The organism is Pectobacterium atrosepticum (assembly GCF_000740965.1).
In the GTDB taxonomy this organism is placed as follows: Bacteria; Pseudomonadota; Gammaproteobacteria; order Enterobacterales; family Enterobacteriaceae; genus Pectobacterium; species Pectobacterium atrosepticum.
The window spans coordinates 2,096,351-2,114,624 of record NZ_CP009125.1; the positions used below are offsets into that span (position 1 = coordinate 2,096,351).

Consider the following 18,274-nt stretch of genomic DNA (forward strand, 5'->3'; position numbering starts at 1 on the left):
GCATTGTATTAATTTTACTGTTTAGCGTCGTGTGTTCTGAGTAGAAATGTAGGGTGTAGTGTAGAAGGGGTCAGGATACGGCCTCGACGATTTGCGGGACGATCAGGCAGGCATGATTGCCTTTCGGCCCTTCATGAACATCAAACCTGACAACCTGTCCGGCTTTCAGCGTCCGGTAGCCATCCATTTGAATAGTTGAGTAGTGCGCGAAGATATCGTCACCACCCCCTTCTGGACAGATAAAACCAAACCCTTTGGCATTATTGAACCATTTAACAGTACCTGTCTCCATGCATTGACATCCTTCGCAAGAGTATTCTTTTCAGTAATAGGTGTGGTTATTTGGTTACTACGAATACGAATTGATTAAAACCTCATCAATTCTTCCGTACACTTTAGTGAAATCGATCCCGGCGTCAAGCGATCCACCGCATGGTGACGAGGGGAGTTTGTCAAAGTTTGATGCAGATAACGCTATTGATGAACTAACAATCGCGTTGCGTAATCAATATATCGGATACAGGACTTGAATTTTGCTTTCCGGGAACCATTTCATTCCTCAGGTGGTAAAATAAAAAGTAGACGTGCTACTGTAAATGTAGAGATACCCGTCATCTTTCAAGTTGCAGGCACTCATTTACTGCTTCTCGGATTTTTTGGGAATAAACAGACGAATGTCGCGAGTCGCGATATTCGTTACATGATGTGGATAGAGAATGGGAAACAACCGTACGTGGTCACAATCGGAAAGCCTGACCGCCGATCAACAGAAAGAAAAATTGCAGCCGCCATCCATGTATAACGTGGTGTTGAATAACGATGATTACACCCCGATGGAATTTGTTATTGACGTTCTGCAAAAGTTCTTTTCTTATGATATTGAACGTGCCACACAGCTTATGTTAACGGTGCATTATCAGGGTAAAGCAATTTGTGGCGTATTCAGCGCTGAAGTCGCTGAGACCAAGGTCGTACAAGTCAATCGTTATGCCAGAGAAAACGAGCAGCCGCTGCTCTGTACGCTGGAAAAAGCCTGAAGTCAGGCAATTTATTGGGAGAGGTGCCTATGCTCAATCAAGAACTGGAACTCAGTCTCAACATGGCTTTCGCCAGAGCGCGTGAGCACCGACACGAGTTTATGACCGTGGAGCACCTGTTGTTGGCTCTGCTCAGTAATCCGGCCGCCCGTGAAGCACTGGAAGCCTGCACGGTAGATTTAGCCGCGCTGCGTCAGGAACTGGAAGCCTTCATTGAACAGACCACTCCAACATTGCCGCAGAGTGACGATGAGCGCGAAACGCAACCGACGCTCAGCTTCCAGCGCGTACTACAACGCGCCGTCTTCCACGTGCAGTCCTCCGGCCGCAGTGAAGTATCCGGCGCCAACGTTCTGGTCGCCATTTTTAGCGAACAGGAATCTCAGGCCGCCTACCTCCTGCGTAAGCATGACGTCAGTCGTCTGGATGTCGTGAACTTCATTTCCCACGGCACGCGTAAAGAAGAAACCGATCAGGCACCTAACGCTGAAAGTCCCGTCAATGAAGAACAGGCAGGAGGGGAAGATCGTATGGAAAACTTCACCACCAATCTGAATCAACTGGCTCGCGTTGGCGGTATCGATCCGCTCATTGGCCGGGAGAAAGAACTGGAGCGCACGGTTCAGGTATTGTGCCGTCGCCGTAAAAATAACCCGCTACTAGTCGGCGAATCCGGCGTGGGTAAAACTGCCATTGCCGAAGGGCTTGCCTGGCGTATTGTGCAGGGCGATGTACCGGAAGTGATGGCTGAGTGCACCCTGTACTCGCTGGACATCGGTGCGTTGTTGGCAGGCACCAAATATCGTGGTGATTTTGAAAAACGATTCAAGGCGCTGTTGAAGCAGTTGGAGCAGGATAAAAACAGCATTCTGTTCATTGATGAAATCCACACGATTATCGGTGCGGGTGCCGCGTCCGGTGGTCAGGTTGATGCTGCTAACCTGATTAAACCGCTGCTTTCCAGCGGCAGGATCCGCGTGATCGGTTCCACCACCTATCAAGAGTTCAGCAATATCTTTGAAAAGGATCGGGCGCTGGCGCGTCGTTTCCAAAAAATCGATATCACTGAACCTAGCGTAGAAGAAACCATACAAATCATTAATGGTCTGAAGCCGAAGTATGAGGCTCACCATGATGTCCGCTATACATCGAAAGCAGTTCGCGCTGCGGTAGAGCTGGCGGTGAAATATATCAATGACCGTCATTTGCCGGATAAAGCCATCGATGTGATCGATGAAGCGGGTGCACGCAGCCGTTTGATGCCGGTCAGCAAACGCAAGAAAACGGTCAACGTGAGTGACATCGAATCGGTTGTCGCCCGTATCGCCCGTATTCCAGAAAAAACCGTCTCCGCTAGCGATCGCGATGTGCTGAAAAACCTCAGCGATCGCCTGAAAATGCTGGTGTTTGGGCAAGACAAGGCTATCGAAGCGTTGTCTGAATCTATCAAGATGAGCCGTGCAGGATTGGGTCAGGAGCGTAAGCCGGTAGGGTCCTTCCTGTTCGCAGGCCCTACTGGTGTCGGTAAGACAGAAGTGACGTTACAACTGGCAAAAGCGCTGGATATCGAATTGCTGCGCTTTGATATGTCAGAATATATGGAGCGTCATACTGTCAGTCGCTTGATTGGTGCGCCTCCAGGCTATGTTGGCTACGATCAAGGGGGCCTGCTGACGGATGCGGTGATCAAGCATCCTCATGCGGTGCTGCTGCTGGATGAAATCGAAAAAGCGCACCCTGACGTCTTTAACCTGTTGTTACAGGTGATGGATAATGGCACGCTGACGGATAACAATGGTCGTAAAGCCGATTTCCGTAATGTCATTGTCGTCATGACCACCAATGCGGGCGTGCGGGAAACACAGCGTAAATCCATCGGTATCATCCATCAGGACAACAGTACGGATGCGATGGAAGAGATTAAGAAGGTGTTTACACCGGAGTTCCGTAACCGTCTGGACGGCATTATCTGGTTCAACCATCTATCGACCGACGTCATCCAGCAGGTTGTCGATAAATTTATCGTTGAACTCCAGGCGCAACTGGACGCGAAAGGCGTGTCGCTGGAAGTGAGCGATGAAGCGCGTGACTGGCTGGCAGAGAAAGGCTACGACAAAGCGATGGGTGCCCGACCGATGGCGCGCGTGATGCAGGAAAGCCTGAAGAAACCGCTGGCCAACGAGCTGCTGTTTGGTTCGCTGGTGGATGGGGGTTCTGTGACGGTAGAACTGGATAAAGAGACGCAACAGCTGACGTACGGCTTCCAGAGTGCGCAGAAGCGTAAAGCGGAAAGCGTTAATTAATCGATACCGTGTGTTATCTAAGAGGAGGGATGCTGATGCATCCCTTTTTTATTGCTGCACCTATCGCTTTTGGTGTTCTATTGCGCATTATGGCCCAGTTGAAAATACGATTCTTGGAGCTTGGCGGATAGGCCAAGATTTCACACAATCATGGTTACTGAACTGAGGCATTACCCTGTGCACATTAACGGGCATGTGGCTGTCTCTCTTCACCTCAACCCTGTCTAGTTTTGGAGTTAACTATGAGCCAACGTCTTGATTATTACAGTAAGTCTCCCGATGCTGCCAAAAAGTATCTGGAGTTCAATAACATTCTACACAAGAAACCGTTTCTGGCTGAGATAGGCCATCTGGTTACGCTGCGTGCTTCCCAGCTTAATGGCTGTGCATTTTGCGTCGATATGCATGTTAAAGAAGCCAAGATTAATGGGGAGCGGGAGCTACGCTTGCACCATGTGGCTGTCTGGCGTGAATCACCGCTTTTCTCCCCGCGTGAGCGTGCCGCACTTGAGTGGACTGAGGTATTGACGCATCTTCCTCCACATGGTGTGCCGGATGCGGTATTTTCACGCGTGCGTGAGCAACTGTCAGAAGAGGATTTGGCTGACTTATCGTTCATGATTATCGCGATTAATGGCTGGAACCGGCTGGGGGTTGCGTTTCAGGTCGTTCCTGGTTCCGCAGATAAGCTGTACGGGTTGGAAAAAGCGAACTTAAGCTAACGAGTTTCCGTGCTGTTCACATTCAGCAAGAATTAATGCGGCAAGCCGTTCCGACTCCATCACGGTGGTGCAGTTAGTGAAGCTGACGAGTAAAGCATTATCGCCACTCCCTGATACTGCCCAACGCGATAGCGGCTGAACGGCAATTCCCTGAGCCAGCAAGCGGTCGGCGAGTTGCCGATCGCTAAATTTATCCGGTAGGCGTAAAACTAAATGCATGCCGCCGGGCTGGGAGTCGATGCGTATGCGGTTTCCCAAAATACCTTGCAGCACAGTGATGGTGGCCGTGCGACGTTCTGCATAAAGGCGTCGCGTGCGCTGAATGTGCCGGGCAAAATGCCCCTCAGTAATGAAGCTGGCAACGATAGACTGCGTCATTGTTGGCGATGCTGACGCGAAGAAAATTCGATTTATGTGCTCAAAGGCTGCAACCTGCGATTGGGGCACAACCAAATAGGCCAATCGAATCCCCGGAAATAATACCTTGCTAAAGGTCCCCGCATATAAAACCCGTCCATGACGATCCAGGCTCGCGAGGGCCGGAAGTGGGCGACTGATATAACGATATTCTCCATCGTAATCATCTTCCATTATCCAGGCATTTTGCGCCGTTGCCCACTGTAATAATGCTTGCCGGCGAGGAAGCGACAACGACATGGACAAGGGGCTTTGATGCGCGGGAGTGACAACGGCCATACTGGCATCATTCGCCTGCGCGATGCCGCGTTCGACGTTAATTCCTTCACGATCAACGGATACTGCGATCGGACATAATCCAGATTGTGATAGCAACTGGCGAGTGGGGGGATAACCGGGATCTTCGACCCATACGCGTTGCCCCGATTTCAGCAGAGCCAACGTCGCGAGTTGCAAATTGGCGCGCCAACCCGAGGTGATGAATACCTGATTTGCTGTACAGTCAATGCCGCGTGACACTTGCAGATAAGAGGCGATGGCGTTTCTTAGTGCTGGTAAACCATAAGGCGCAGGGTAATCCAAATCCGGTAATTGCATGCTGCGAAGGTAGCGTGCACCCAGTCGAGCCCACAGTTTGCGCGGAAAGGCGTCAAAAGCGGGAACGCCCATTTGAAAGGGCAATAATTGCGATGGACGCCATAGTATCTGTTGTTCATCGTCTGGAGCTGAGGGAGATACTGGTGTCTCTGCAACGGGAAGGGATGCTGAGGGTAAATCAGGATTTACACGCGTCCCTGCTTGTCCGTGAGCCTGTAGATAGCCCTCGGCAATAAGTAATGAGTAGGCTTGTTCTATCGTTCCGCGTGCAACACCGAGTTCTTTAGCAAGCATGCGAGCAGAAGGTAGACGGTCGCCCGGAAACAATAGGCCTACGCTGATAGCCCGGCGCACCCGCTCATAAAGCTGACGATAGAGCGGCGTACTCTCCTGAAAGGAAAGAGGTGAAAATAAGTGAGAGCCAGGCTTCATAGTGGAATCCATGACAAGCAGATTATTGTCCAAAAAAACTGTTGGCTCTAAAAACTATTAGCTCTAAAAAACAAAGCCCTTGCCATGAAGGAAAGGGCTGGAGAGGGAGTCACATCCTCATATACCGCTGTTATCAGCGATGAGCGAACCGCTTAACGGCTGCGGAAGACAATGCGGCCTTTACTCAGGTCGTACGGGGTTAACTCTACAGTGACTTTGTCACCCGTCAGGATGCGGATATAGTTTTTACGCATTTTACCGGAGATATGAGCGGTAACCACGTGCCCGTTTTCCAATTCAACGCGGAACATGGTGTTGGGCAGCGTATCAAGCACGGTGCCTTGCATTTCAATATTGTCTTCTTTGGCCATCGAATCCTCTAGGTCTAATACTATCTTTATTTTTTAACCGCAAGATAATGCCGAAAAACCGACATTATGTAAAGAAGCGTTCACGTTTGGGGCGTTATTTACTCGGTTTCTGCTATCAGAATGCCGGTTCTGCGAGCTGCTGTGGTAGCCAACAACCCTCCTCGACAGCGATATCCTGCCACTGGGAAAGCTGTTGCAGAAAGCGATCGCGTGGAATTTCACTCACGCCAAGCGACGCTGTATGGGAATTTAACACCTGACAATCAATCAAATGACCGCCGTGGCGAATAAAATGCTGTTGAAACGCCAGCAGCGCATATTTTGAGGCATTATCCATACGGCTGAACATTGACTCACCGCAAAATAATCGCCCTTGTTCAATACCATATAACCCACCAACCAGTGCGCCATTGTGCCACACTTCGACGGAATGTGCTTTCCCAACCTGATGAAGCTGGCGATAAGCTGAAATTATGTCCGGCGTAATCCAGGTGCCGTCATGGTGTTCCTGCGCGCAGGCGTGAATAACATCATCAAACGCCTGATTCAGCGTGGCATGAAAAGTATGGCGCTTCAGGAATTTTTTCATGCTGCGGCTAAGATGGAGTTCGCCGGGAAGCAGAACCGCACGCGGATTCGGAGACCACCATAAGATAGGTTCACCGGGAGAGAACCAGGGGAAAATGCCTTGCCGGTAAGCTGCCTTCAGCCTGGCAACGGAGAGATCGCCGCCAACGGCCAGCAGGCCGTTGGGGTTATCTAGTGCATGATTCGGGTCAGGAAACTGAAGCGATTGAGACGATAACTGATATAGACGCATGTTGTTCAAACGTTGTGCTTCATTGAAATTGCCTTAAACGTGTTGGCGAAATTGCCAATAGCGCCCTTGTTGTGCCATCAAAGCCTGATGGCTGCCCTGTTCGATCACCTTGCCGTCATCGAGAATGCAGATGCGATCCATCGATTCTAAACCATATAGCCGATGAGTGATGACGATCAAAGTCTTATCAGCACAGTGTTGGCGGAGCAGTTGCAGGATACGTTTTTCGGTTTCTGCATCCAACCCTTCAGTGGGTTCATCCAACAAAACTAACGGCGCATCGTGTAATAAGGCACGAGCTAAAGCGATACGACGCTGTTCGCCACCGGATAGCTGGCGACCACCTTCTCCCAGCCAGGCGTTCAGTCCCTCATTTTCCAGCAGTTTTTCTAACCCGACCTGCTGTAATACCTCAGCCAGTTTTTCGTCCGGTGCAGTTGGGGCCGCCAGCAGCAGATTATCGCGCAGCGTTGCGCTGAAAATATGTACGCGCTGCGGCACCACACTCATCATGGCGCGGAGATCTTCTTCCCGCCAATCGGTAAGGGCGTGCCCGTTCAGCGTAATATCCCCGTATTCACAATTCCATGCCCGAGTCAGCAGTTGTAATAGCGTGGATTTTCCGCACCCAGTACGTCCCAACAGCGCCAGATGCTCTCCCGGCTGAATGGAAAGGGAGATATTTTGCAGCACGGGCTGTGGCTGACCGGGATAAGTGAAGCCGACATGTGAGAGTTCAAGTGAGGCCGTGCGCGAGGTTTGTGGGCCATGCATTGGGAACGTGACGTCAACGGGCTGGCGAATGATTTGATCGACCCGAGCAGCGGACGCAATAACTTGCCCCATGTGTTGGAAGGCCACTGTAACGGGAGCCAGCGCCTCGAAGGCGGCAAGCGAAGCGAACACGAAGAGGGCGATCAATGCTCCGGGCTGTGGGTTACCGCCAACGCCATCGGCAGCCAGCCACAGAATCAGGGTAACGGTAAGCCCACTGCATAAAATCATCACAGCCTGAGACAGACCGGTAAGATTGGCCTGCTGACGCTGGCGACGCAGCCAGTTAATTTCCACCAGAGCCAACTGCTGACGGACGCGATCGAGCGCACCGAAGACGGTCAGCTCCGCCTGACCTTGCAGCCAGGTTGTAAGCTGAAGGCGGTACTGTGCGCGCAGCGCGGTCAAGTCCTGCCCGATGCCGTTCCCTGCCTGATAAAAGAGAACGGGCAGGCACAGCAGTAACGTCAGCATGATGGCACCAAGCGTCAGAGCCAGCGAACCATCAATGAAGCTCAGACCGTAACAAACGATAAGAATGACGGCGAAGGCGCTGATGATGGGTGAAATAACACGAAGATAAAGATGATCGAGTGTATCAACGTCAGCCACGAGCCGGTTTAGTAGTTCGGCCTGACGAAATTGTGCTAGTCCTCCGGGGGAGAGCGGCAGAATGCGGGAGAATGTGAAAACGCGTAGACGCAGTAAAACGCGGAATGTGGCATCGTGGCTGACGACTCTTTCACCATAGCGTCCAGCCGTACGCGCGATGGCAGCGCCCCGCACGCCAGCGGCGGGCAGCATGTAGTTAAAAGTAAGTAGCCCGACGATCCCTGCCAGTGCGGAGCCCGCTAGAAACCAGCCGGATAGGGCGAGTAGACCGATGCTGGCCAGCATAGTAGCAATCGCCAGCACCACGCCCAGACTCAAATACCAGAAGTGCTGACGGTAAAGTGCCAGAAACGGTTTTAATACCCGCATCGTTTTCATCTGAGACATTACAGCGCCTCCTGTCGTTGTGCCAGCAGCGCCGCGAAGGGGCCTATTTCGGCTTGGAGTGTTTGATAATCCCCCTGTTGAACTAACCGACCGCTTTCCATCACCCAAATTGCATCATACTCGGTGATATCGGTGAGCTGATGTGTGATTAGCAGCGTAGTCTGGGAACGTGCAGCCTCGTTCAGCGCCGTCATAACGAGCTCCTCGCTATGGGCATCCAGGCTGGCTGATGGTTCGTCCAGCAGCAGTAAATTACAAGGATGAATGAGTGCACGGGCAACGGCGACTCGCTGTGCTTGCCCAACGGATAAACGCGCGGCACCGTCACCGATCGTGGTTTCCAACCCCTGTGGAAGCTGTGGTAAAAATTCTTGCACATAAGCGCGCTCAATCGCCTGCTGCAACGCCACGATACTGGCCTGCGGATTGCCTAGCAGAATATTGCTGCGCAGCGTCTGTTCCGGCAAATGGGGGTTTTGTCCAACCCAACTCAACTGCTTTCGCCATGATTCAGGCGTAAGCACGTTCAATGCCTGACCATTCACTGTTAATGAACCGCGATAAGGCAGGAACCCCAGTAGCGCATTAAGCAGAGAGCTTTTCCCTGCTCCGCTGATACCGACCAGCGCGATACGTTCGCCTGCACGAATATCGAACGTCAACGGTTGAGTCAATGGTGTGCCATTCGGTGCGAGGACAACCAGGTCTTCCGCTTTAATGGCAATCGCGGTATTGCTGCTGAATTCGTGTGCGCCTCCGCCGACTGTCTCACCTTCCTCTGCCAAAAAAGTCACCAGCGATTCTGCTGCGCCAATAGCCTGTGCCTTGGCATGATAGAAAGTGCCCAAGTCGCGTAAAGGCTGAAAGAATTCAGGTGCCAGAATCAGCACGAGAAAACCGGCGAAGAGCGTCACGCCCATTCCATAATGGCCAAAATTCAGCTCACCGAGATAAGAAAAACCGAAATAGACAGCGACAACCGCGATCGAAATGGAGGCAAAAAATTCAAGGACGCCCGAGGAGAGAAACGCCATGCGCAGCACTTCCATGGTGCGGCTACGGAAATCTTCGGAAGCATGGCGGATTTGTTCGGTTTCAGCCTGACCGCGATGAAACAAACGTAGCGTCTCCATCCCGCGTAGGCGGTCAAGGAAGTGTCCGCTCAGGCGAGCTAACGCCAGAAAGTTTTGCCGGTTGGCATCCGCTGCGCCCATACCGACCAGCGCCATAAACAAAGGGATGAGTGGTGCTGTCAGAAGTAAAATCAGACCCGCTGCCCAGTTGAGCGGAAAGATCGTGATCAAGATAAGTAGCGGGATCAGAGCGGCAAGATACATTTGCGGCAGATAGCGGGCGTAATAATCCTGCATATCATCAACCTGCTCAAGAATCATCGTTGCCCAACTGCCAGCGGGTCTACCCTGTACCCAGGCTGGGCCAAGCTGTTGCAATCGATCCAATACCAGTTTACGAATGTGCTGCCGAACCGCTTGTCCGCAAAGAAAACCAACACGCTCGCGTAACAAACTATTGAGTGCGCGCAGAATAAATGTGGCGATTAGCAGAAGAAAGGGGGAGAGCAGGGATTCACGTGGGACATGATCGATGATCAAGGCATGAAGCAAGGTGGCTAACAGCCAGGCTTGTGCCACGATTAACGCGCCGCTCAGGAATCCAAGCAGCCGTGAAAGCCGTAGCCAACGTTGCGCCAGCTTACTTTGCTGTTTCAGCCAGGCGGTCAGTTCTTGCTGTCTGGTTTTTTTCATCAGGCACCAGTTCGTTATGTTGCAGAAATGGACTTAACAGAAAATAACTCTTATGTAACCATGAGTTAACAAAATTATCTTCTATCATGCAGAATGCCGCCATGTTACCGCGAGCGGGACGCGCTGCAAATGAAAAGGAGAGGGGAAATAGGGTAGGCGATCAATTTTTGTGTTGCGGAAGGCAAATCGGAAGGAAGAAAACGGAACGGCAGTTGCCGCTCCGTTTCAGTATCGTACTACTTATTGACGGTCAGTCCGTCCAGGTAGCGCTCAGCATCCAGTGCAGCCATACAGCCTGTACCCGCGGAAGTAATCGCCTGACGGTAGATGTGGTCCATTACGTCGCCTGCGGCAAAGACACCAGGAATGCTGGTTTGTGTCGCATTGCCGTGAATGCCGGATTGCACTTTGATATAACCGTTTTCCAACGCCAGTTGACCGCCGAACACGGCCGTATTCGGGCTGTGGCCGATAGCAATAAATACGCCAGCCAGTTCCAGTTCTTCTGCAGTATCGCTTTGTGTATCGCGGATGCGCACACCGGTTACGCCCATGTCATCACCCAGCACGTCGTCCAGCGTACGGTTGGTATGCAGGATGATGTTGCCGTTTTTAACTTTTTCCATCAGACGGTCGATCAGGATTTTCTCTGAACGGAACGTCTCACGACGGTGGATCAAATGCACTTCCGCAGCGATGTTAGACAAATACAACGCTTCTTCTACTGCGGTATTCCCGCCACCAACAACGGCGACTTTCTGATTACGGTAGAAGAATCCGTCACAGGTTGCGCAGGCGGAAACCCCTTTGCCTTTAAACGCGTCTTCAGATGGCAGGCCAAGATAACGAGCTGATGCGCCTGTAGCGATGATCAGCGCGTCACAGGTGTACTCGGCGCTATCACCGAATAAACGGAATGGACGGTTCTGCAAATCAACGCGCTCAATATGATCGAAGATCACTTCGGTATTGAATTTGGTTGCGTGTGCGTGCATACGCTCCATTAACAGCGGGCCAGTTAAATCATCGGCGTCGCCCGGCCAGTTCTCTACTTCGGTCGTGGTCGTCAACTGACCGCCTTTTTCCATACCAGTGATCAATACTGGCTGTAAATTCGCCCGTGCAGCATAAACTGCGGCAGTGTAACCCGCTGGGCCTGAACCCAGAATCAATAACTTGTGATGTTTAACGGTACCCATGCTTTCCTCATTTCATGACGGCGGATAATGCTCATACGGCAATAGACTTCCTTACTATGAACAATTTATTACTATGAACATATCTACCACGGACAATGAGAACGATTGTAAGGAAATTACAGGAGTAAAAAAAGTATGCAGAAAAGTTGCTGGCTATTTGTTTAATCGTTAATGACGATGGTGATGACAAATCGCTGAAAAATCAGCCACATTCATAAGTAAAATGATTGAAGCCACCTTGGTGAATGGCTCTGGCTTATCCAATCTGGCAGTTTCTTCTGATTTTCGTTGTTTTGCTTTGACAATCGGCTGTGCATTTGCGAAAACATCTGGGTAAGAGGAAATTTTTTGTATGTGGACAGTTAAAAGCTCGGCTTTTTATTCGTTTCTGCGCAGGTAGGTCTTTTGGGCCATGGATATGACGTGATGGTCTTCTTCGCGGGTGAGTAATGCGTAGGGCGAGAACGAGAAGTGAATACTGTTGATATACAAAATAGGCAGCGTGTCTTCTTTAAGGGTAACTCTGATACATGAGGTCTATCGGGGTAAAGCGTGTGCAGGGAAAGTGAAGAGAGACAATAATAATGGTAGACACTAAAAAACGGCCAGGAAAAGATCTCGATCGTATTGATCGTAACATCCTGAACGAATTGCAAAAAGATGGGCGTATTTCCAATGTCGAGCTTTCCAAACGGGTTGGGCTATCACCAACGCCTTGTCTGGAGCGTGTACGTCGTCTGGAAAGACAGGGTTTCATTAATGGCTACACAGCGCTGCTAAACCCGCATTATCTGGATGCGTCACTGCTAGTTTTTGTTGAAATAACGCTAAACCGCGGTGCGCCTGATGTGTTTGAACAGTTTAACACTGCGGTGCAGAAGCTAGAAGAAATTCAGGAATGCCATCTGGTTTCCGGTGATTTTGACTACCTGTTGAAAACGCGTGTGCCGGACATGTCCGCTTACCGTAAGCTCCTGGGCGAAACGCTGCTGCGTCTGCCGGGCGTTAACGACACCCGTACATACGTGGTGATGGAAGAAGTGAAGCAAAGTAATCGTCTGGTCATTAAGACTCGATAAACGTGTGGGTGCAAAACCCGATAAATTCAGCTACACTCCTGTGAATTTATACAGTCCCAGCGCCGGGTTTTCTCGGCGCTTTGTCATAAACCTTACAGGCCCCTGGAGAGACTCTTGAGCCAGGAATATACAGAAGATAAAGACGTTACCCTGAAAAAACTCAACGGAACACGTCGTTTGCTTGAAGCGATTTTAATCGTAGTGGCACTTTTTGCGGTTTATCTCAGTGTCGCACTACTCAGTTTCAGCCCCTCGGATCCCAGTTGGTCACAGACTGCGTGGCATGAGCCTATCCATAATTTTGGTGGTGTGGCGGGTGCCTGGTTGGCGGATACGCTGTTCTTTATTTTTGGCGTTCTGGCCTATGCCATTCCGCCGATTATGTTATCCCTGTGCTGGGCTGCTTTCCGCCAGCGTGATAACCACCAGTCTATTGAATATTTTACCTTTTCACTTCGCCTGATAGGGACATTGGCGCTGATCCTGACCTCTTGTGGTTTGGCTGCGTTGAACATTGACGATCTCTATTATTTCGCTTCCGGTGGTGTCTTGGGAAGCCTGTTGAGCAGCTCAATGATCCCACGTTTCAACAGCATGGGTGCGACGCTCATTCTGCTGTGCGTTTGGGGCGCAGGGTTAACGCTGTTTACCGGCTGGTCATGGTTAACCATTGCCGAAAAAATCGGCGCGGGTGTGTTGGCCTGTCTGACATTTATGTCAAACCGTTCGCGCCGCGATGAGGACTACCGTGAAGACGATGAGCGTGATGCGCTTAACGTGCAGCATGATGAAGTATCAGGCGAAGCCATAACACAACAGCGTGATGACGATGATGTCCTGTTTTCTACGCCTTCCGTTGCTGGTGTCGTAAACGACACTGCGATGGATGACAAGATAGAAGAAGCATCCTCTTTAACCGAAAATGCGCCAGTTACTACACAACCGATCTCGTTAGCAGAAGCGCCGGTAGTGAATTCGGTATTATCTGAGGTTGTGCTGCCCGTTACCCCATCAGCGATTGATTCGACACCGTCGCTGAACCCGCCGTTGTATTCGTTTGAAGTCCCTGATGCGCCTATCGCGATGCCGGAGATTATGACCTCGCCTGAGATCCATAGCAGTGCGTCTATGCCTTACGGGAATACTTACGAGAATAGTGCTGTACCGCCGATAGTAACGTCACCGATAGTCCAACCGTTTGCTGAACCGCCACAACCAGCACGTGAGACAGATTTCAATGTGAACAACACCTTTATGCCCGCGTTCAGTGCTGATGCCGATGATAATCTGCAGATTAAACGCGGCGTAGGGCCTGAATTGCCGCGTCCTAATCCCGTGCGTATTCCTACGCGCCGTGAACTGGCGTCATACGGAATCAAGTTACCGTCACAGCGTCTGGCCGAAGAGCAAGCAAGGCTACAGGCGCAGAGCGGTAGTGCAGAAATGGAATTGACGAACGACGTGTATCAGGAAGAGACGCTGGATGATGTCGCCGAGCAAGAAGCTGCATTGCAGCAAGCGTATCTGGACCAGCAGCGCCAGCGTTACGGTGATGAGTACCCGTTACAGGAAGATGATGAAGACGCGCTTCTGCAAGCACAGCTAGCCAGAGATTTCGATGCACAACAGCAGTCACGCTATGACGCCAGTTCGTCGGAGCACGATGAACACATTCGTGCTCCGATAACACCGCCTGTGACCAGTGAGCCTATTCAGTCAAACCCTGTGGTGCCGCATAACGCTTTTTCATTCTCACCGTTTAGCGCGGAGAGTGAGCGCGAGCCTGAGCCACGTACGTCGAGCGAACCCACGTATTCGCAGCCAACCTATAACACTGAGCCAGATCTTCCGCCGATGCATGCTGATGAGGACGAGAGCGACGAGCGCAATCCGTTGATGTTTGATCAGCCAGTGCAATCGACGTCAGCGCCTGTTGACGTTACGCGACAGGAAAATGCAACAGCGCCAGCGCATCATCCGGCAATGGATGGCCTGATTCATCCGTTCCTGATGCGTAATGAACAACCGTTGCAGAAGCCGACTACGCCGCTGCCAACTTTGGATTTGTTGACCTCGCCGCCGACAAGCGAAGCGCCTGTTGATAATTTTGCTCTAGAGCAAACGGCGCGATTGATTGAAGCGCGTCTGGCTGATTTTCGGGTAAAAGCGGATGTGGTCGATCACTCTCCTGGACCGGTAATCACACGGTTTGAATTGGATCTGGCTCCGGGTGTTAAAGCAGCGCGTATCTCGAATTTGTCGCGCGATTTGGCGCGTTCACTGTCAGTTGTTGCCGTGCGTATTGTTGAGGTTATTCCCGGTAGGCCGTACGTTGGACTGGAATTGCCGAATGCACACCGTCAGACGGTTTATCTGCGAGAAGTGCTGGACTGCGATGCATTCCGACATAACCCTTCACCGCTGGCAATCGTGTTGGGGAAAGATATTGCAGGCGAACCTGTCGTTGCTGATTTGGCGAAAATGCCACACCTGTTGGTTGCTGGTACGACGGGCTCCGGTAAGTCGGTCGGCGTCAACGCCATGATCATCAGTATGTTGTATAAAGCCACGCCTGAAGACGTACGCTTTATCATGATCGACCCAAAAATGCTGGAACTCTCCGTGTACGAAGGCATTCCGCATTTGTTGACGGAGGTCGTGACTGACATGAAGGATGCCGCAAATGCGCTGCGCTGGTGTGTCGGTGAAATGGAGCGTCGCTATAAACTGATGTCAGCGCTTGGCGTGCGTAATCTGGCGGGATACAACGAACGCGTGATGACAGCAAATGCGATGGGTCGTCCGATTCCCGATCCGTTTTGGAAGCCGGGCGACAGTATGGATATGACTCCGCCAGTGCTGGAAAAACTGCCGTACATTGTCGTTATGGTTGATGAATTTGCTGACCTGATGATGGCTGTGGGTAAGAAGGTTGAAGAATTGATTGCCCGACTGGCGCAAAAAGCGCGTGCTGCGGGGATTCACCTGGTACTGGCGACCCAGCGTCCTTCGGTCGACGTAATCACCGGACTGATCAAAGCGAACATTCCGACGCGTATTGCGTTTACTGTTTCCAGCAAGATCGACTCACGAACTATCCTTGATCAAAGTGGCGCGGAATCGCTCCTGGGAATGGGGGATATGCTGTATATGGCACCTAACTCCTCAATACCTATCCGCGTTCATGGCGCTTTCGTGCGCGATGAGGAAGTTCATGCTGTCGTTCAAGACTGGAAAGCGCGCGGCCGCCCTCAATATATCGATAATATTGTCAGCGGCGGTGATGATGCTGAAGGTGGAAGCCTCGGTCTTGATGGCGATGAAGAACTCGATCCTTTGTTCGATCAAGCTGTAGGATTTGTGGTCGATAAGCGTCGTGCCTCTATTTCCGGCGTACAGCGCCAGTTCCGAATTGGCTATAACCGTGCTGCGCGAATCGTTGAGCAAATGGAAGCGCAGGGCATTGTTAGTTCTCCTGGGCACAATGGTAACCGTGAGGTCTTGGCTCCGCCATCAATGGAATAGAGCACTGTATTGATTGAAACCACTCCCTCTAAGGGCTGCGCGAGCAGCCCTTATGCAAAGAAGCGTAAAAGCGGCAATAAGCGGATAATTCACCTATCCCCGCTCAAGTGGGTTCAGATAACATAGATCTACGAATACGTGGGCGCTATGTGAAGCGTCTGACCTCGCTAGACGAAGGCGCGTTATATTTAGAAATTCAAAGGATTATGCGTATGAAAAAGTGGTTAGCTATCAGTTGCCTGATTGCAGGTGTTACCTCAACCGCTGTCTATGCGGACGCGGCAAAAGATTTGCAGGGTCGCCTCAATAAAGTAAACAGTTTCCATGCGAACTTCAGCCAGAAAGTAACTAGCACCGATGGTGCAGCGGTGCAGGAAGGGGAAGGCGAACTGTGGTTGAAACGCCCTAACTTATTTAACTGGAAAACCACGTCGCCTGATGAAAGCGCGTTGATTTCTGACGGTAAAACACTTTGGTTTTACAACCCGTTTGTTGAACAAGTCACGGCAACCTGGCTGAAAGATGCAACAGGAAATACGCCGTTCATTCTGATTACACGTAACGATACCAGCGATTGGAATAAATACGATGTGCGTCAGAAAGGCGATGATTTTGAACTTACGCCGAAGTCAGCGAGCGGCAATCTGAAGCAGTTCGCGATTAATGTGACGACAAACGGCACGATCAAGCAGTTTACCGCGACGGAACAGGATGGGCAGCGGAGCACTTATGTGCTGAAGAACCAGCAAAACGGCGCGGTGGATGCTGCGCAATTCACTTTCACACCGCCGAAAGGGGTCACGCTGGACGATCAGCGTCAGTGAGGTAAGAGTGAGCAATCTGTCACTTGATTTTTCCCATAACGAGTTCCAACCGCTGGCCGCGCGTATGCGGCCAGCGACATTGGCGCAATATATCGGTCAACAGCACCTGCTTGGTGCTGGTAAGCCTCTGCCACGAGCTATCGAGGCGGGGCAGTTGCACTCAATGATTCTTTGGGGGCCGCCAGGAACGGGAAAAACCACGCTGGCAGAACTGATTGGGCATTATGGCCAAGCCGATGTTGAACGCATTTCTGCTGTGACGTCCGGCATCAAAGAAATTCGTGAAGCGATCGAGCGTGCCCGACAAAATCGTAATGCGGGGCGACGTACCATTTTGTTTGTCGATGAAGTCCATCGTTTCAACAAAAGTCAGCAGGATGCGTTTTTACCGCATATCGAAGATGGAACGATCACCTTTATTGGTGCGACAACGGAAAACCCTTCTTTTGAGCTTAATTCCGCGTTGTTATCTCGAGCCCGTGTTTATTTGCTGAAAGCGCTGATGGCGGAAGATATCGAGCAGGTGTTGCTGCAAGCGATGAGTGACAGTGAACGTGGTTATGGTGGGCAGAATATTGTTTTGCCTGCCGAGACTGGGCGGATGCTAGCCGAATTGGTCAATGGTGATGCCAGGCGTGCGTTGAATAGCTTGGAAATGATGGCGGATATGGCGGAAATTGACGCGCAGGGCATGCGTATCCTGACGCCTGCACTCCTCAATGAAATCGCTGGCGAACGTAGTGCCCGCTTTGATAACAAGGGCGACCGCTATTACGATCTAATTTCAGCGTTGCATAAATCGGTAAGAGGCTCAGCGCCGGATGCAGCACTCTATTGGTACGCCCGAATCATCACCGCCGGTGGCGATCCGTTATATGTTGCTCGACGGCTGTTGGCAATTGCTTCGGAAGATGTCGGTAACGCTGATCCACGAGCGATGCAGGTCGCTATTTCCGCCTGGGATTGTTTCACTCGCGTTGGCCCCGCAGAAGGCGAGCGGGCTATCGCTCAGGCGATTGTTTATCTGGCCTGTGCGCCAAAAAGTAATGCAGTATATAGCGCTTTCAAAGCGGCGATGCAGGATGCGCGCGAGAAGCCGGATTATGATGTTCCCGAACATTTGCGCAACGCACCTACCCGATTGATGAAAGAAATGGGACTAGGAGCAGAATATCGGTATGCGCACAATGAACCTAATGCCTATGCGGCTGGCGAGAGTTACTTTCCGTCGGAAATGGCCGATACGCACTATTATGCGCCTACCTCACGTGGCCTTGAGGGCAAAATTGGTGAAAAGCTCGCCTGGCTTGCTACTCAGGATCAAAATAGCCCGACAAAACGCTACCGTTGAACTAAGCGTTGCGGTAAGGTTATTAAGGTATTTTCTGAAGCCGGCCGCGTAGCGCGCC

At 51.3% G+C, this 18,274-nt stretch carries 13 protein-coding genes and 2 pseudogenes; 8 read left to right on the forward strand and 7 right to left on the reverse strand.

Annotated features, from left to right (window positions below):
- Positions 1 to 70 precede the first annotated feature (70 nt).
- The gene (cspD, locus tag GZ59_RS09185) at positions 71 to 292 is read right to left on the reverse strand and encodes a cold shock-like protein CspD (RefSeq protein WP_011094202.1); all 222 of its coding nucleotides are present in this window, start codon (positions 290 to 292) and stop codon (positions 71 to 73) included.
- A 424-nt stretch (positions 293 to 716) separates the two neighbouring features.
- Here cspD and clpS point away from each other — a divergent pair, with 424 nt between their 5' ends.
- The 3 genes from clpS (at position 717) to GZ59_RS09200 (ending at position 4,062) form a co-directional block, all read left to right on the forward strand.
- The gene (gene clpS / locus GZ59_RS09190; protein ID WP_011094200.1) at positions 717 to 1,037 is read left to right on the forward strand and encodes an ATP-dependent Clp protease adapter ClpS; all 321 of its coding nucleotides are present in this window, start codon (positions 717 to 719) and stop codon (positions 1,035 to 1,037) included.
- A 29-nt stretch (positions 1,038 to 1,066) separates the two neighbouring features.
- Positions 1,067 to 3,340, forward strand: coding sequence for an ATP-dependent Clp protease ATP-binding subunit ClpA (gene clpA / locus GZ59_RS09195; protein ID WP_011094199.1), 2,274 nt, complete (start codon positions 1,067 to 1,069; stop codon positions 3,338 to 3,340).
- A gap of 242 nt (positions 3,341 to 3,582) precedes the next feature.
- The gene (locus GZ59_RS09200) at positions 3,583 to 4,062 is read left to right on the forward strand and encodes a carboxymuconolactone decarboxylase family protein (RefSeq protein ID WP_011094198.1); all 480 of its coding nucleotides are present in this window, start codon (positions 3,583 to 3,585) and stop codon (positions 4,060 to 4,062) included.
- On the opposite strand, the gene pdxR is transcribed toward GZ59_RS09200, so the two are convergent.
- The 6 genes from pdxR to trxB form a co-directional block, all read right to left on the reverse strand.
- Complete coding sequence (pdxR, locus tag GZ59_RS09205; RefSeq protein WP_181023434.1) at positions 4,054 to 5,508, reverse strand: MocR-like pyridoxine biosynthesis transcription factor PdxR; 1,455 nt, start codon at positions 5,506 to 5,508, stop codon at positions 4,054 to 4,056. The two genes, GZ59_RS09200 and pdxR, sit on opposite strands and share 9 nt — an antisense overlap.
- A 152-nt stretch (positions 5,509 to 5,660) precedes the next feature.
- Entirely contained in the window at positions 5,661 to 5,879 is a 219-nt protein-coding gene (gene infA, locus GZ59_RS09210) for a translation initiation factor IF-1 (protein ID WP_002211347.1), read from the reverse strand.
- Between the two features lie 115 nt (positions 5,880 to 5,994).
- On the reverse strand, positions 5,995 to 6,699 hold the full coding sequence (aat, locus tag GZ59_RS09215) for a leucyl/phenylalanyl-tRNA--protein transferase (protein ID WP_039291306.1): 705 nt from the start codon (positions 6,697 to 6,699) through the stop codon (positions 5,995 to 5,997).
- Between the two features lie 33 nt (positions 6,700 to 6,732).
- A complete protein-coding gene (cydC, locus tag GZ59_RS09220; RefSeq protein WP_039291312.1) occupies positions 6,733 to 8,472 on the reverse strand; it encodes a heme ABC transporter ATP-binding protein/permease CydC in 1,740 nt (579 codons plus the stop codon).
- Positions 8,472 to 10,238 carry a heme ABC transporter permease/ATP-binding protein CydD gene (gene cydD, locus GZ59_RS09225; RefSeq protein WP_039291313.1) on the reverse strand — a complete coding sequence of 589 codons (1,767 nt, stop codon included), beginning with the start codon at positions 10,236 to 10,238 and terminating at the stop codon, positions 8,472 to 8,474. The genes cydC and cydD overlap by 1 nt, the downstream gene beginning before the upstream one ends.
- 236 nt (positions 10,239 to 10,474) lie before the next feature.
- The gene (gene trxB, locus GZ59_RS09230) at positions 10,475 to 11,437 is read right to left on the reverse strand and encodes a thioredoxin-disulfide reductase (RefSeq protein ID WP_039291314.1); all 963 of its coding nucleotides are present in this window, start codon (positions 11,435 to 11,437) and stop codon (positions 10,475 to 10,477) included.
- A gap of 584 nt (positions 11,438 to 12,021) precedes the next feature.
- Here trxB and lrp point away from each other — a divergent pair.
- The 5 genes and pseudogenes from lrp (at position 12,022) to GZ59_RS09250 (ending at position 18,216) form a co-directional block, all read left to right on the forward strand.
- Entirely contained in the window at positions 12,022 to 12,516 is a 495-nt protein-coding gene (gene lrp / locus GZ59_RS09235) for a leucine-responsive transcriptional regulator Lrp (protein WP_011094192.1), read from the forward strand.
- 201 nt (positions 12,517 to 12,717) lie between these two features.
- A pseudogene (locus GZ59_RS24125) lies at positions 12,718 to 13,143 on the forward strand (DNA translocase FtsK 4TM domain-containing protein); the annotation flags it as partial.
- 621 nt (positions 13,144 to 13,764) lie between these two features.
- Positions 13,765 to 16,041, forward strand: a pseudogene (locus GZ59_RS09240) (DNA translocase FtsK); the annotation flags it as partial.
- 212 nt (positions 16,042 to 16,253) lie between these two features.
- Positions 16,254 to 16,865: an outer membrane lipoprotein periplasmic chaperone LolA gene (lolA, locus tag GZ59_RS09245; protein ID WP_039291318.1), complete on the forward strand. Its 612-nt coding sequence runs from the start codon at positions 16,254 to 16,256 to the stop codon at positions 16,863 to 16,865.
- 7 nt (positions 16,866 to 16,872) lie between these two features.
- Positions 16,873 to 18,216, forward strand: coding sequence for a replication-associated recombination protein A (locus tag GZ59_RS09250; protein ID WP_039291319.1), 1,344 nt, complete (start codon positions 16,873 to 16,875; stop codon positions 18,214 to 18,216).
- The last annotated feature ends 58 nt before the right edge of the window (positions 18,217 to 18,274 follow it).